The sequence below is a fragment of the Winogradskya humida genome, from assembly GCF_016862215.1.
Taxonomy (GTDB): domain Bacteria; phylum Actinomycetota; class Actinomycetes; order Mycobacteriales; family Micromonosporaceae; genus Actinoplanes; species Actinoplanes humidus.
The window spans coordinates 54,219-69,067 of record NZ_BOMN01000050.1 but is presented as its reverse complement, the minus strand read 5'-3'; the positions used below and the strand labels follow the sequence as shown (position 1 = coordinate 69,067).

Sequence of the window (14,849 nt, the reverse complement as noted above, 5' to 3'; positions counted from 1 at the left end):
GGGCGATACGCCCCATTTTAAGAGGGGTTCCACGGTGCAGATCGCGGCGCAGGACGTGGGCAGGCTGTCCCGGCTCCTCGCCGGGTGCGCCGGGCTCACCGTCGCCGCGCTCGGTACCGCTGGGCTGCTCAGCACGCCCGCGGACGATCGCGAACCACTCCTGTCGAGCCCGGGGGCCGCCCTACCGGCCGCCGGGCTCGCCCTGTGCCTGCTGGCCCCGGCCGGCGCCGGACGGGTCCGCCGCGGCGTGGCTTACGTCCTCGCGGTGCTCGCCGCCGCCGTCGGTGTCGCCGCCCTGTCCCGGCATCCCGCGGCGGGGGTCGCCATCGTGCTCTCCGGGCTCGCGCTGGCCGGGCTCGACGTCCAGCTGCGCCGGCGGCCCGGTGACCCCGCCCGGTACCGCATCGCGGACCCGCTGCTCGTCGGCGCGTCGATCATCACGCTGGTGGCGCTGGTCCCGCGGATGTTCGCGCCGACCTTTCCCGATGGTCGCGGCCCCGGCAGCCTGATGACCCCGCTGCACGCGGGGGCACTGCTCACCCTCGCCGTCGGTGCACTGCTCGCCCGCCCCGAGGCCGGGCCGCTGCGCACCGCCGCCGTTGCCGGGCCCGGCGTCAAGGTACGGCGTGCCCTTCCCGCCGTCGTCGCCGTGCCGGTCATCGCCGCGCTGGTCAGTGCGCTTGCTGTGCGTACGGGGATAAGCCGTCCCGCGGCCGCGATCAGCACCGGGGCGATCCTGGCCGCTCTCGCCGTCCTCGCCCTGGTGGGTTTTCTGGTCCGGTCCCTGGAGGGCGCCGACCGCAAGCAACGCACCCTGGTCGCCGAGCTGCACGAGCAGCGTGACTTCGCGGACACGCTGCTCCAGTCGATGAACGAGGCCGTGATGGTCCTCGACGCCAATTACCGCGTCATCGACGTGAACAGACGCTGGCGGGAGCTGACCGGCCATCCCGGGCCGACCGACCCACCAGCGCTTCCCCCGAGCGGTACGGGCGACTGGCTCGTCCGGCGAGCCGACGGGACCGACGTGCTGGTGCTGGCCACGATGGCGACCATTCCCGATGCCACCGGGGCGCCGCGCGGCTACGTCGCCACCTACGTCGACATCACCGACCGTAAACGCGCCGAGGACGAGTTGAGCAGCCGCGCCGCGGAGCTCACGGTGAGCAACGAGCGGCTCCAGGAGTCGAACACCCGGCTGGAGGCGGCGCTGGCCTTCAAGAACGACCTGACCTCGATGCTGACGCACGACATGGCGCAGCCGATCAGCTCCATCGCCAGCCTGTCCGAGCTGCTCCACGCGGACTGGGCCGATCTTCCCGACGACATCCGGCTCGAGCTGGTCGCGAAGATCGACAAGAACACCAACCGGCTCATCAAGATGACGAACGACCTGCAACTGCTCTTCCGGCTCGACACCGGTTCGGTCACCGCACGGCGCACTCCGGTGCCCCTCCTCGAGGTGGTCACGTCGGTGACGAGCGAGCTGCGCGCCGCGGGCGACGTCGAGGTGACCGTGGGCGAGGAGCTGTCCGCCCTCGCTGACCGGCAGCACGTCTGGCATGTGGTGCGCAACCTGCTCGGCAACGCGCTGGCCTACGGCGAGGCGCCGGTGGAGGTCCGCGCCGAGCGCCAGGGGGAATGCGTGGTGCTGATCGTCGAGGACGCCGGCCCGGGCATCCCGGAGGAGCTGGTGCCGGGGCTCTTCGACCGGTTCATGCGCGGCTCGGGCCTGGGGCTCTTCATCGTGCGGCATCTCGTGGAAGCGAACGGGGGCTCGGTCCGCTACGAGCGGACCGAACCCCACGGCGCCTGCCTGGTGACTACCTGGGAAGCGGCATCGGTCTAGGCGCTCCCGCGCTCTTCTTCGCTGATGATGCCGTCGCCACGGACGTCGCGGCCGCCCACCGACCTCCCGCCCATCCGTGCAGTGGCCGCCGACTGCCGGCCGGCGCCGCCGCTCAGGGCCGTGGGCGCCTGCTGGCGGCCCGCGCCGCCGCTGACGGTCGGGGCGCCGACGATCCGGCGGCCCGGGGCCAGGACGTCGTCGAGGTCGCGTGCGCTCTTGATGCCGGGCGCCGAGGAGATGTCCACGTTCGTGCCCGCGTTCGGCAGACCGAGCGGCGCGGTGTCCGCGTTGGGGCGCAGCCGGCCGAGCCCGTCCGGGTTGGCGTTGCTGAATTCTCCCGCGCTGGTTCCCCAGCCGGCGCCGGGCTGCGGGCGTCCGCCGTGCGCCCGGGTAGCTACCGAAGTGGGGGACGCGAAGGACGTACCCGTCAGCTGTTTGGTGCTGGCCCCCCGCAGGCTGCCCGGGTCACCCAGCTTGCCCGTCTCGATGAGGCCTTTGAACGTGTTCAGGTCGGCGCGCAGCCGCTTGCTCAGCGTCTCGGTGCCGTGCCGGTCGCTGGGGAGCAGGAAGGCGACGTCGGCCTCGAGCTGGGCGACGATCTGCGTCCGGGTCTCACCCATCGGCCGCAGCGTGATCGTCTCCGCGAGCAATGGGCCCTCGGTGGTCGCCCAGGAGACCCGCTCGTCGAGGGAGCGCTCGGTGATCTGCGCGTCGAACTCCTTGCGGCGCCCCTCGACATCCATGACCCAGTGGGTCTGGTCGTTGCCGACCGGGGTGACCCGCTGGACGCCGGTCATGAACCGCGGGTAGTTCTCGAACTTGGCGAGCTGCTCGTAAACCGCGTGCAGCGGCGCGCTGATCTCGACTGCCTGCTGAACCATACTCATCGGAATCTCTCCCATGCTGAAGTGCTGGCATGACAGAGAGTACGTAAGCGACTACGTTTCGTATCGGTCTTTCGGTCAGACCCGGCGCAGGTACTGCCATTGGCCGACCTCGGCCGCGTACCGGGCGTCACTCGCGGCCAGCAGGGTCACACCGGCATCGCGCAGCAGCGCCACCACGCGCGGGGACGGGCTGCGCCACGCCTCGCTGACCTCGACGGCCGTACCCGTGGCCCGGCAGGCGCCGGCGAGCACCCCGAGGACCTCCGGGGTGACGGCGGTGTCGTCCAGGCCCACCTGGGCGAGCAGGCTCAGGGGGCGGGACAGCTGGACCGGGGCGTAGCGGGAGGCGCGCTCGATGCCGCGCACGGTCGCGGTCACCACGATCTCGGCGACGCGGTCCGGGGTGAGGCGGCCGGCGGCGAGCTCGGTGCGTACCTCGCGAGGGGTGAGGGGGCCGGTGGCGAGCGGGAGGCCGGAGACGGCCACGGAGACGACCTCGAGGTGCCCCAGGTCCGCGGGCCAGGCCAGCCAGCCGTCCTCACGGACGACCTCCACCTCGGCGCCGACCCGCAGGTCCAGCTCGGTGCGGTGTCGGGCCCGGCGCACGGCATCCGCGTACGCGGGGAGCCACGTGGTGTCGGGGCCGACCTGGTCGGCGAAGGTGAGCGAGGAGAGCCCGGCGCGGTCCGCAGCCGACACGACAACCCCGACGCTGTCCCGGCCGGCGGCGAAGCCGGTGTGCACGTGCGCGTCCGAGCGCAGATCGAGGACGTCCGCCGCCGCGGCGATGGTGGTGCCGTCCATGACCGATTCGCGCTCTGCACCCACGATGACTCCCCGGCCGCTCCAGCAGGACGAGTGTTCTCGCCCTGCCAGTTACAGTGCGGCCCCGGTGTTGTGGACCCGGGGCCGCGCCAGGTGCAGTACGGGTGCGCGCGTCTTTACCGCTTTTACGCGGGCTCAGAGCTTGAAGCCGCCGACCAGGGTACGCAGCTCCTCCGCCGTACGGGCAACCTCGTCGCTGGCCTGCCGGGTCTGGGCCACCCCCTGCACCGCGGTCGAACTGGCCGTGGAGACGTCGGCGATGTTCGTCGCGATCCGGCTGCTGCCGGAGGCCACCTCGCCGATGCTGCGGGACATCTCGCCGGTGGTGGCGGTCTGCTCCTCGACGGCGCTGGCGATGGTGGTCTGGAAGTCGTTGATCTTGGCGATGACCTCGCTGATCCGGCTGATCACCTCGACCGCGCCGCTCGTGTCCGCCTGGATCGCGTTGACCCTGGCCCCGATGTCCTCGGTGGCCCGGGCGGTCTCCTGAGCCAGATCCTTGACCTCGGAGGCGACCACGGCGAAGCCCTTGCCGGCGTCACCGGCGCGGGCCGCCTCGATGGTCGCGTTGAGGGCGAGCAGATTCGTCTGCTCGGCGATCGAGGTGATCAACTTGATGACGTTGCCGATCTCCGCCGACGACTCGCCGAGCTGCCGGATCGTCTCGGTGGCGTGCGCGGCCTCCGACACGGCGACCCCGGCGATCTGGACGGCCTCGCTGGTGTTGCGGGAGATCTCCCGGATGCTCAGGCCCATCTCCTCGGAGCCCGCGGCCACGGTCTGTACGTTGCGGGAGATCTCCTCGGCCTCGTTCGACGCCGAGCTGGTCTGCCGGTCGGTGTCGCTCGCCGCCTCGGCGATCTGCCCGGCCACCGCCGAGAGCTGGGTCGCCGCGCTGGCCAGCGTGTCAGAGTTCTGTCCGATGGTGCTCAGCGACCGGTGCATCGAGGCGATCGCGGTGTCCATGCCGGTCGCCATCCGCCCCACCTCGTCGCGGCTGGTGATGCCGGTGCGCTGGGTCAGATCGCCCTTCGCCAGCCCGTCGATGACATGGGCGAGCCGCGCCACCGGGCGGGTGATGGACCGGGTCAGCGGGACGGCGAGCCCGATCAGCACGACGAGACAGACGAGCACGACGATCGCGAGACCCCACCGCGCGGCGTCGACCACCTTGTCCATGTCCGCACGCTCCTGCTCCGCCGCCGCGACGACCTTCTCGTTCAGCGCACCGAGCTGGTCGTCCACCACGCTGTTGCGATCGGCGATGTCACCCGTGTCCGGGGTCTTGCCCGCGGTCGCCTGCGTCACGAAGTCGCTGATGAACGTGCCGAAGTCGTTGACGTTCGGCCGGATCTTCGCGAACTCCGCGGCGAGATCGTCCGGCAGGCCCGCGGCTTCGACCGCGTCCGCGGCCTCGGTCGCCGAGGTCACGTCGTCGGCGACGTCCTTGGTGACGTCGTCACCGAGGGCCGAGCGGTAGGCGTCGACCTTGAGCTCGCTCTGCCGGGTGTCGAGGTGGTTGAGCGCGGCGAGCCCGACCTCCAGGTTTCGCACCAGGTCGGCCTGGGTGACCAGCTGCCCCTGGGTGACCCAGGACCCGGCCATCAGAACGGCCAGCCCTACCACACCGCAGGCGACGATCAGGCCGATTCGCTTGGCGACCCCTAGTTGCATCAATCGGGACATCTACGGCTCCTCGACGTGGTCATTACCCCTATTTTTACGGTGATTGCGGGTGTTGACGGCGTTTCACGTTTTTTGCCGCAACTGTCCCGCGCCACTGCGAAGGGATCCCACAGCGATGAAGCGCGCCACCACCCTGTTCGCCGCCGCTGGAACGCTCGGCGGCGCCCTGACGCTCGGCACGGCCCCGGCCCATGCGGACCCCACTACGCCGGACATCGCCGCCACGGGCACGATCGTCACCGCGACCACCGGGCTCAACGCGCGAAGCGGCCCGTCGTCGGCCAGCGCGCGCATCGGGACCCTCACCAACGGCACGCCGATCGCGATCTCCTGCCGCACAGCCGGCGAGTTCATCAGCGGCACCGTCACCAACACCGGCTACTGGGACCGGTTGACGGACAACAGCTTCATCTCCGACGCGTTCGTGCAGCGTGACGCCATCGACATTCCTAAGTGCACAACCACCACCGTGGCGATCCCGGAGGTCTCCGGCACCTGGATGCTGCCCGTCAAAGCCGGTCTGGTCAGCGGCTTCCGCACCGTCGAACGGCCCGTGCACGACGGCGTCGACCTGGGCGCCACCCGCAACACCGCGATCCGGGCGGTAAGCGCCGGCACCGTGATCCGGGTCGTCTGCAACGTCTCCAGGGGCAGCTGCGACGTCGACGGCAGCCGGTCCCTGCGCGGCTGCGGCTGGTACGTCGAGGTGCAGCACGCCGACAGCATCGTGACCCGCTACTGCCACATGATCCGGCGCCCGTCGGTGACCGTCGGCCAGGTCGTCCGCCGCGGCACGATCCTCGGTCACGTCGGCACGTCCGGCGCCTCCTCGGGGCCACACCTGCACTTCGAGGTACACGTGGGCGCGCCGGCCACCCGCGCCAACGCCGTCAGCCCGATCGACTTCATGGCGGTCCTCGGCCTGACGTTCGGCTCCGCATAAACGGCTACGGCCCGGTCCCCTGTGGGGATCGGGCCGAAAATGCCGCTTCGTTCCTACGGTTTTCTGGGTTCGAGCATCTCGGTCAGCGCGCGGACGGCGTCCTCGGTCGGCGATGCCGCTTCACGGTTGGCGTCCTGCAGTTCCTTGTAGACCTCTTCGCGGTGCACCTGCACGTCGCGCGGGGCCTGGATGCCGATCCGGATGACGTCGCCCCGGGCCTCCAGCACGGTGATGACGATGGTGTCACCGATCATCACGCTCTCGCCGGCCCTCCTGGTCAGCACGAGCATCTAGCCGCCCCTCTCCATCCGTGGACAGGACCTTGCGCTCGTTGCCGCCGTCAGTAGGTCTTACGCATGATCGCGCGGACCGGCATCTCGCTGCCGGTGAGGACCACCTGGATGGCACGGTGGCTGTCCCGGTCGACGATGATCGGCGCGAGCAGGTTGGCGGTGGTCTCGTTGACGCCGGCGGTGATGACGACCATGACCAGCAGGCGGTCGGGGTCCTTGGTGTTCAGCGCGGCGAACACCTCGTTCTCGATCTCGGGCGCGTAGTCCGGGAAGAACGGCTCGGGCGGCGCCACCAGGAAGCGCAGCTCGGGGTCGTCGATGGACGTGAACGCGTAGAGCAGGCCTTCGTCGTTCAGTCGGACCAGAACGAACTGCCGGTGGGCCGGGAACCCGGGCATCGGCACGGCCATGTCGATGACCGGGAGATCGAGCTCGGTGTCGGTCATGATGGCCCCAATCGGACGGGACGCGGTGCGAGTACTCATGGTCACCTCAGAAAGTCGATGAGCGAGGGCTGAATCACCTTTGCCGAAGCGGCCAGAGCCGCCTGGTACGAGGTCTGCTGGAGCTGCATGTCCATGATGGTCTTCGGCAGGTCGACATCCTCGACCTCGGAAAGCTGAGCCGTCACGTCCAGCAGCCGGTCCTCCGCAGACTGCTTCATCTGCGTAATGCGATTGTATCGGGCGCCTACATCCGAAAGAGTGTTTTTCACGTTATTGGACGCGGTATCGAGCCTTTCCAGGCCCTTGCTGAGAGCGTCCATGTCGTTGTCGCTCAACGCCTGCGAAAGGTCGTCCAGCACCTTGAAGACCGAGGCGTCCCCCTCACCGAACGCGGCGGTCCCACTCGCATCCACGCGTACCTTCGAGTTCGGCCCGACGGTGCGGTTCACGGCGTCCTCGTTGCCGACGAACGTACCGGTGTCGTCGAACGCCTTCGTGCCGTTCGTGGTGCCACCGAACACCGGGCGGTCCAGGTAGGTCGTGTTCGCGTACCCGATGACTGTGGTCCTGATCTGGTCCAGCTCCGCCGAGATGGCGGCGCGCGAGTCGGCGCTGCCCCCGCCGGCATTGAGGCCCTGCACCGTGAGCGAGCGGGCCTTCTGCAGGATCGTCGAGGTGCTGCTGAGCGTGCCGTCGAGGGTGCTCAGCCAGCCGAGTCCGTCGCCGGAACTGCGTACGTACTGAGTGTTGGCGCGCGTCTCGCCACGCAGCTGCATCGACTGCAGCGTGCCGTTCGGCGAGTCGGACGGGCGGTTGATCTGTTTGCCGCTCGAGAGCTGCTCCTGGATCTTCTCGCCCTTGGAGATGTTGCGCTGAAGGTTGTTGAGCACCCGGGTGTGGATGCTGCGCTCGGTGACTCTGCCTGCCATGACTTGTCCCCTTACCTTCCGACCAGGCCGGTGCGGTTGATGAGCTGGTCGAGCATCGAGTCGATCGTGGTGAGGACGCGCGATGCCGCCTCGTAGCCCCGCTGGTATGTGAGCAGGTTCGTCATCTCCTCGTCGAGGTTGACGCCGGACTCGGCCTCGCGGGCCGCGTCCACCTGGTCGGTGACGTTCGCCTGGATCTCGCTGCGCCGCGTCGCGGTCTGCGCGTTGACACCGAGGTCCGCGATCATGCTCTGGTACGAGACGTCCGGGCTGTTCGCGAGCTTGGCCGTCGACGCGAGGGTGTTGGCGACCGAGCCGTCGTTCGTGCCGACCGGAAGGCCCGACACCGGGTCGAGCTTCGGCGTACCGTCGGCGTTCGTCTCGTTCTTGCCGGAGACCGCGATGTCCGACGGGTTGGTTATCCCGACGCGCATGTTGCGGGCGTACCGGCCGGTGGTGAAGTCACCGACGAAGAAGTCCCCACCGGCGGTGCCATCCGACTTGTACGCCGCATTCGTCGCGGTGTTCACGATGTCCACCATGGACTTGGCGACCTTGTCCAGCTTCGCCGCCATGTTCGGCAGGATCGAGGTCATCGTGTCGACCATCGAGCCCATCGTGCCGCCGGCCTGCACCGAGTCGCCGTTGTCGGTCCACGTGAGACCGGCGGGCTTGGAGCCGGGCGGAAGCAGCCCGTCGTTGTAGTCGCGCTGCGCGTCCATCGTGGCGACGCCCGCGGTGGCCGACATCTGCCGCGTGGTGTTGTAGTTGACCAGCAGCGAGTTGCCGACGAAGACGTCCATCGAGCCGTTGGTACGCAGCTGCGCGGTCGCGCCGGTCAGCTCGGACAGGTGCAGGACCGCGGAGTCGCGGCGGTCCTCGAGCTCGTTCACCACCACGCCGGTGGCCTTCGCCTTGACGATCGAGTCGTTGAGCTGCGCGATCGTGCCGGCGGTGGTGTTGACCTCGGTGGCGTACTTGGCCAGCTGGCTGGAGTTCGCCGACCACTGCGCGTCCATCGAGCCGTACGCGCTGTTGATGTTGTCGGACACGACCTTGCTCTGCTGCACCAGCGCGGAGCGGGCGGCAGTGCTGTTCGGCTCGTCGCCGACGTCACCCCACGCCGCCCACATGTCGTGGATCTGGGCCTGCAGCGCGGTGTCCCCCGGCTCGGCGAAGACATCCTCCAGCGAGTTGTACGCCGCGGCCTGGTTGGTCAGGTACGAACTGTTGCCGTGCTCGGTGCGCCCGCGGTTCTCCAGATACTGGTCCCGTAGCCGCTGCACGTCGTTGATCTCGACGCCGGTGCCGAGCCCGTCGGTGGTCGCCCACCTGACGGGCACGACGGAGCCGACCGAAGCCTGCATGTCGACGCGCTGCCGGGTGTATCCCTCGGTGTTCGCGTTCGCGATGTTCTGCCCGGTGACGTCCAGGCCGCGACGCTGCGCGTAGAGCGAGGTCAGCGCGGTATTGATACTGCCGAAGCTGCTACCCATCAGATTGCCTCGTCCACCAGGCTCGGGCGGCGGACCCCGCCGCTGACGGTCTTGCCCTGAGATGAATACGTTTCCACGGTTCCGGCGAACGCGAGCATGGTTTCCCTGGCCGCGCGCTGGCCGGCGGTGAGCAGGTCCCGGTTGGCGTCGGCCATCGTGCTGATCTCGCTCGTCAGCGTCAGGAACGCCTTACGGTGCTGGTGGAGCAGGTCGGACCAGGGTGCCGGGGCGGCGTCGGCGAGCTGGCCGAGCGAGGCCTCCGCCTGCAGACCCAGTTCAAGAGCGACAGCCTGGGCGTACGCGGCCCGCGCCACCTCGGTCTGACGGATCTGGTCCAGCACGACCTCCACCTCGCGGGTGGCGTGCGCAAGCCATCGCGACCGGTTCGAGGCGAGCAGCAACTGCTCCTCCTCGAGCTTGAACAGCAGGAGTTCCAGCAGCTCCCTGGCTCGCCACAGGACGCTGGACAGGTCGGTCAGGCTCACCCGGTCCTCCGACTTCCTTAACGGGAAGGCCAATACACGGCGTGTTCCCTGCTCATCCGGACAGTCGGCACAGCGAATCGGTCTCTGAGGGGTTTCCGGCAGGTAGCGACGGCCGGATCTGGCATTTGCCCGAAAAGCCCGAAGAAATTTCGGAGACTGCTCATGACCGGCGGGGGACCGCCGATCTGACTGGCGTTACGCCAACGGCTTACGGATGAGCCGGTACGACCCCACTCAAGGAGGAAACACCATGGGTCTTCGCATCAACCAGAACATCGCCGCCCAGAACGCCTACCGGAACCTGTCGGTCACCGACGGGCAGATGTCGAAGTCGCTGGAGAAGTTGTCCAGTGGTTTCCGCATCAACCGCGCGGCGGACGACGCGGCCGGCCTCTCGATCTCCGAGGGTCTCCGTTCCCAGGTGGGCGGTCTCAAGCAGGCCGTTCGTAACGCCCAGGACGGCATCAGCGTCGCGCAGACCGCTGAAGGTGCGCTCAACGAGACCACCTCGATCCTCCAGCGTATGCGTGACCTCTCCGTGCAGGCCGCCAACGGTGGCTCCAACGACGCCGAGGCCAAGGGTGCGGCGCAGAAGGAGTTCAGTCAGCTCAACGAGGAGCTCGACCGGATCAGCAACACCACCTCCTTCGGCAAGTCGAAGCTGCTCGACGGCTCCTTCGGCAACGGCAACAAGATCGACGGCAGCAGCAAGGTCACGACGCTGCCGACCGGCGCCCAGACGTTCAACATCACGAAGATCGGCGACAAGGACCTGTCGGCCAACCCGATCGTCGTGACGACGGCCGCCATCCCGGCGACCGCCACCGCCAAGGACGTCGCGGACGCCATGAACACGGCGATCAAGGCGGCGCTGACCGACCAGACCGCGGGCGGTCCCGCGGCCGGCCAGGGCTTCACGGGCAACGAGGTCAAGGTGAGCGCATCGGTCGCCGCCGACGCCACCGGTGCCTCGTTCAGCCTGAGCGGCTCGAAGGGCTTCGAGATCAGCGGCGACCTCAGCGCCGTGGGCGTCACGGGCACCACCAGCACCGCCGACCCGAAGGCCAACAGCGGCCAGTTCCAGGTCGGCGCCAACAGTGGTGAGACCCTGAGCATCTCCATCGGCGCCGTCAGCTCGTCGGCCCTGGGCACCAATGCCCTGGACCTGACCGCTGAGGGTGGCGCGGACAAGGCGATCGAGGCGCTCGACAAGGCGATCACCTCGGTTTCGGACACCCGGGCAACCCTCGGTGCGTACCAGAACCGGTTCGAGCACACGATCAACAACCTGAACGTCTCGGTCGAGAACCTGTCCGCGTCGGAGTCGCGTATCCGTGACACCGACATGGCTCAGGAGATGGTCCAGTTCACCCGGAACCAGATCCTGACCCAGGCCGGCACCTCGATGCTGTCGCAGGCCAACCAGGCCTCGCAGAACGTTCTGTCGCTCCTGCGCTAACCGAACCGCTACCAACTGGCACTAACCGAATATCGCTGACAACCGAATAGTCGGGGGTAGCTGGCAGACGGCGCCGGCTACCCCCGATTCATTTTTTGTGGATCCCCCGGCAAGGAAGGAAGGGCGCGCGATGACCAGCTCGGTTGACGGACTCGTCAGTGGTCTCAGCACCTCCTCGATGATCACCAGCCTCCTGCAGGTAGAGGCTGCCCCCCAGACCCGGCTCAAGGCCAAGGTCGACACGGCGTCGACCGTGGTCTCCTCGTACCAGTCGGTCAACTCGAAGCTCGTGGCGCTGAAGAACGCCGCTGCCGACGTCGGCGCCCTGTCGACCTGGCGCGCCATCAAGCCCACCTCGACCTCCAGCTCCGTGACAGCCACCGCGATCGGCGGCACGAACACCTCCACCGGCAGCCTCACCTTCGACGTGGTGTCGCTCGCCAAGGGCCAGTCCAGCACCGCCCGCGTCGCCACCAGCGGCGACGTCACCTCAGCGGACTCCTTCACCGTGCAGATCGGCACCGGTGACCCGGTCACGATCAGCCTCACCGACAAGTCGGCGCAGGGCATCTCGGACGCGCTCAACAAGGCCGGCATCGGCGTGAAGGCCTCCGTCGTCACCACCGGCGGCGCCCAGAACATCCTGCAGATGACCAGCTCGAAGCCCGGCACCGCGAACGGCTTCACCATCACCGGCCTCGACGACGTCGCCATCGCCACCAGCGCCGCGACGGACGCGAAGCTGCAGGTCGGCGGCACCGAGGAAGAGGGCGGCTACTCCGTCACCAGCGGCACCAACACGTTCACCGGTCTGATGGCCGGGGTGACGGTGACGGTCAGCAAGAAGGAAACCGGTGTCACCCTCAACACCGAGTCCGACGTCTCCGGCATGGCCGCGAAGTTCCAGGCCCTCGTCGACGCCGCGAACGCCACCCTGACCGAGGTCACCGCCCAGACCAAGTACGACCCCGACACCAACACGGGCTCGCCGCTGACCGGCGACTTCATGGTGCGCCAGATGAGCCAGAGCATTCTGAGCAAGGTCAGCCAGGGTCTGAGCTACAAGGCGGAGGACGGCACCAACGTCGCCTTCGGCAGCCTCAGCAAGTTCGGCATCCAGCTCGACCGCAGCGGGCAGCTGACCTTCGACGCCGAGAAGTTCACCGCCTCGTACAACGCGGACCCCACCGCGATCAAGACCGCCGGCATCGCGCTCGGCGACAGCTTCCGGGCCGTCGCCAACACCCAGATCGAGAACGTCACGTCGGCCATCACCGGCCGTAAGAACGCGATCGACTCCATGAACACCCAGATCTCCGACTGGGACGTACGACTGGCCGCGAAGAAGGTGGCACTGCAGAAGCAGTACACCGCCCTCGAGACCTCGCTCGGCACGCTCAAATCACAGTCCACCTGGCTCTCCGGCCAGATCGCCAGCCTCGGCTGACGAGTTTTCCGCACCGAGTAGCACCTGATCGCCCATGGAATCCGCCCATTCCTGAGCAAAGGGAACTGATGACCTCTCCGCTGAACCGTTACCTGCAGGACTCCATCAACACGGCCTCGCCGGCGAAGCTACTGATCATGCTCTACGACCGCCTTGTGATGGACCTGGTGCAAGGCGAGGAGTCGCTGCGCAACGGCGAGCGGGAAGTCGCGAACGACAAGCTGAACCACGCCCAGGAGATCATCCTGGAGCTGCGTACCACGCTCGACGTGGACGCGTGGGCCGGTGCACCCGGGCTGGCCAACCTCTACGGATACCTGCTCACCGAGCTGATCGGGGCGAACATCGCCCGGGACGCCGACCGCGTGGCCACCTGCCGGGGCATGATCGAACCGCTGCGCGACGCCTGGCGCGAAGCAGCCCTGCTGGCAGCGGCCAATCCGGCCTGATCACACCGATGAGCACTCAGAGCGAGGCGGGAAACAGCGTGACCACAGAGTGGCGAAGCGCCTGGACCGCCGCGCTCGACGAGCTCGAGCTCGACGTCGTCACGATCGAGACCATGCTGGCCGACGAGCGACGCCTCGCCGAACTGCCCGAGTCGAACCTGTGGCAACCGCCGACCGATCTCGGCGCACTGCCGCTGGAGCTCAGGCCGCGGGCCGACGAGATCCTCACCCGTCAGCTCGCGGCCGCCGAGGAGATCGCGCGACGGCTCACCAGCACGCGGGTCCAGCAGGTGATGACCAGCAGGATCGAGACCGGCGAGGCCACCAAACGCCCCGTCTTCCTCGATTGCGCCATGTAGGGACGAAATACGACACCCGGGACCGTTTGCTCTGGTCCCGGGTTTTTCGCTCCGCCGACTGATAGTCCAGGCTCGGGTAGGGACACAGCAACCGTCCGGCAACCATTTGCGCCTCAGCGGATCGACGGTCAGGCCGAACCTGAGAGTACGAGCAACGGACTGCTCGTACAGCTCGCCAAGGAACGGCGGCCTCGCACCACTGGAAGGAACACTGCCGTGTTCGATGACGTCGCATCGTCCTCGCTCCGCGTCGCAGTCGCCGGCCTGTCCGCCCGGCAGAACGCCATTTCCAACAACATCGCGAACATCGAGACCCCTGGGTACCAGGCCCGTAAGGTCAAGTTCGAGGAGGCGCTCAGCAGCGCCGTCAAGCACGGCGCCTCGCCCTCGTCGGTGACGCCGAGCGTGCAGAACTCGCTGGAGCCGACGCGCCTGAACGGCAGCAACGTCAACCTCGACGAGGAGACGCTGTCGCACATCGACACCACGATGCGCTACCAGCTGACGATCCGCGCCCTCGACAGCAAGTACGGGTTGATCCGCGACGCGATCAAGGGGGCCTGATCCTAGATGAGCACCTTCAACGCGATCGGCACAGCCGCATCCGGCGTCACCGTCTACCGCAAGTGGCTCGACGCCGTCTCCGACAACATCGCCAACATGGACAACGTCAGCCGGACCTCGGAGAGCGCCTTCCAGGCCCGGTACGTCGTTGCCCAGGAGGCCCAGGACGGCAACGGGGCCCAGGTCGGCGGGATCGCCTACGGCAGTGCCGAGGGCCAGCTCGCGTACGAGCCGGACAACCCGCTCGCCGACACCGAGGGTTACGTGCGCCGCCCCGACATCGACCTCGGCAGCCAGATGGCTCAGCTGATGATGGCGCAGCGGGCGTACCAGGCGAACATCTCGGTTGTCGACCGTGCCAAGGAGTCCTACCAGGCCGCGATCAACCTCGGGAAGGGCTGATCATGACGTCCCCCATCAGCGCGCTCGGTGCCGTGAACGGTCTCTCCAGCGTCAGCGCGATCAGCGGTGCCTCGAGCGCAGCGGCCACCACCGGAGCCGGTGCGGCCGGCGGCGACTTCGCGAGCATGTTGTCGAAGGGCCTGGAGAGCGTGCAGGCGTCCCAGGCGAACGCGAGCGATCTCGCCGTACAGGTGGCCAACGGCACCCTGCAGGACCCGGCGCAGTACACGATGGCCGCCACCGAGGCCTCGCTCGGCCTCCAGATGACCATGGCGATCCGCAATAAAGCTGTCGAAGCATTTCAGGAAATCATGAGAATGCAGGCCTAAA

The 14,849-nt window shown here is 68.2% G+C and carries 17 protein-coding genes; 9 read left to right on the top strand and 8 right to left on the bottom strand.

Annotation, left to right across the window (positions count from 1 at the left end):
• Positions 1-34: 34 nt before the first annotated feature.
• Entirely contained in the window at positions 35-1,849 is a 1,815-nt protein-coding gene (locus Ahu01nite_RS20335) for a sensor histidine kinase (RefSeq protein ID WP_203838150.1), read from the top strand.
• Here Ahu01nite_RS20335 and Ahu01nite_RS20330 read toward each other — a convergent pair.
• The 3 genes from Ahu01nite_RS20330 to Ahu01nite_RS20320 all read right to left on the bottom strand — a co-directional run bounded on the left by Ahu01nite_RS20330 (position 1,846) and on the right by Ahu01nite_RS20320 (position 5,247).
• Complete coding sequence (locus Ahu01nite_RS20330; protein WP_239158998.1) at positions 1,846-2,736, bottom strand: SRPBCC family protein; 891 nt, start codon at positions 2,734-2,736, stop codon at positions 1,846-1,848. The genes Ahu01nite_RS20335 and Ahu01nite_RS20330 overlap by 4 nt on opposite strands.
• A 75-nt stretch (positions 2,737-2,811) precedes the next feature.
• A complete protein-coding gene (locus Ahu01nite_RS20325; RefSeq protein ID WP_203838149.1) occupies positions 2,812-3,564 on the bottom strand; it encodes a hydrolase in 753 nt (250 codons plus the stop codon).
• A gap of 132 nt (positions 3,565-3,696) precedes the next feature.
• Complete coding sequence (locus tag Ahu01nite_RS20320) at positions 3,697-5,247, bottom strand: methyl-accepting chemotaxis protein (protein ID WP_203838148.1); 1,551 nt, start codon at positions 5,245-5,247, stop codon at positions 3,697-3,699.
• Positions 5,248-5,362: 115 nt separating this feature from the next.
• Here Ahu01nite_RS20320 and Ahu01nite_RS20315 point away from each other — a divergent pair, with 115 nt between their 5' ends.
• Complete coding sequence (locus Ahu01nite_RS20315) at positions 5,363-6,190, top strand: peptidoglycan DD-metalloendopeptidase family protein (RefSeq protein WP_203838147.1); 828 nt, start codon at positions 5,363-5,365, stop codon at positions 6,188-6,190.
• 53 nt (positions 6,191-6,243) lie between these two features.
• On the opposite strand, the gene csrA is transcribed toward Ahu01nite_RS20315, so the two are convergent.
• The 5 genes from csrA to flgN are packed head-to-tail and all read right to left on the bottom strand — an operon-like array spanning position 6,244 to position 9,839.
• Positions 6,244-6,480 carry a carbon storage regulator CsrA gene (gene csrA / locus Ahu01nite_RS20310; RefSeq protein ID WP_203838146.1) on the bottom strand — a complete coding sequence of 79 codons (237 nt, stop codon included), beginning with the start codon at positions 6,478-6,480 and terminating at the stop codon, positions 6,244-6,246.
• Positions 6,481-6,530: 50 nt separating this feature from the next.
• A complete protein-coding gene (fliW, locus tag Ahu01nite_RS20305) occupies positions 6,531-6,929 on the bottom strand; it encodes a flagellar assembly protein FliW (protein ID WP_203838145.1) in 399 nt (132 codons plus the stop codon).
• Positions 6,930-6,970: 41 nt separating this feature from the next.
• Positions 6,971-7,858, bottom strand: a complete 888-nt coding sequence (flgL, locus tag Ahu01nite_RS20300) for a flagellar hook-associated protein FlgL (RefSeq protein WP_203838144.1) — start codon at positions 7,856-7,858, stop codon at positions 6,971-6,973.
• Positions 7,859-7,869: 11 nt separating this feature from the next.
• Positions 7,870-9,354 carry a flagellar hook-associated protein FlgK gene (gene flgK, locus Ahu01nite_RS20295; RefSeq protein ID WP_203838143.1) on the bottom strand — a complete coding sequence of 495 codons (1,485 nt, stop codon included), beginning with the start codon at positions 9,352-9,354 and terminating at the stop codon, positions 7,870-7,872.
• Positions 9,354-9,839, bottom strand: coding sequence for a flagellar export chaperone FlgN (gene flgN, locus Ahu01nite_RS20290; RefSeq protein ID WP_203838142.1), 486 nt, complete (start codon positions 9,837-9,839; stop codon positions 9,354-9,356). Before flgN ends, flgK begins: the two co-directional genes overlap by 1 nt.
• Positions 9,840-10,089: 250 nt before the next feature.
• On the opposite strand from flgN, the gene Ahu01nite_RS51400 reads away from it, so the two are divergent.
• From Ahu01nite_RS51400 to fliE, 7 genes are all read left to right on the top strand, one after another.
• A complete protein-coding gene (locus Ahu01nite_RS51400) occupies positions 10,090-11,298 on the top strand; it encodes a flagellin N-terminal helical domain-containing protein (protein WP_203838141.1) in 1,209 nt (402 codons plus the stop codon).
• 130 nt (positions 11,299-11,428) lie between these two features.
• Positions 11,429-12,745 carry a flagellar filament capping protein FliD gene (gene fliD, locus Ahu01nite_RS20280; protein ID WP_203838140.1) on the top strand — a complete coding sequence of 439 codons (1,317 nt, stop codon included), beginning with the start codon at positions 11,429-11,431 and terminating at the stop codon, positions 12,743-12,745.
• Positions 12,746-12,813: 68 nt separating this feature from the next.
• Complete coding sequence (gene fliS, locus Ahu01nite_RS20275; protein WP_203838139.1) at positions 12,814-13,194, top strand: flagellar export chaperone FliS; 381 nt, start codon at positions 12,814-12,816, stop codon at positions 13,192-13,194.
• An 8-nt stretch (positions 13,195-13,202) separates the two neighbouring features.
• Positions 13,203-13,553, top strand: coding sequence for a hypothetical protein (locus Ahu01nite_RS20270; RefSeq protein ID WP_239158997.1), 351 nt, complete (start codon positions 13,203-13,205; stop codon positions 13,551-13,553).
• 216 nt (positions 13,554-13,769) lie between these two features.
• A complete protein-coding gene (gene flgB / locus Ahu01nite_RS20265) occupies positions 13,770-14,117 on the top strand; it encodes a flagellar basal body rod protein FlgB (protein ID WP_203838138.1) in 348 nt (115 codons plus the stop codon).
• Positions 14,118-14,123: 6 nt separating this feature from the next.
• Positions 14,124-14,519: a flagellar basal body rod protein FlgC gene (locus Ahu01nite_RS20260; RefSeq protein WP_203838137.1), complete on the top strand. Its 396-nt coding sequence runs from the start codon at positions 14,124-14,126 to the stop codon at positions 14,517-14,519.
• Positions 14,520-14,521: 2 nt separating this feature from the next.
• Positions 14,522-14,848 carry a flagellar hook-basal body complex protein FliE gene (fliE, locus tag Ahu01nite_RS20255; protein ID WP_203838136.1) on the top strand — a complete coding sequence of 109 codons (327 nt, stop codon included), beginning with the start codon at positions 14,522-14,524 and terminating at the stop codon, positions 14,846-14,848.
• Position 14,849: the final 1 nt, after the last annotated feature.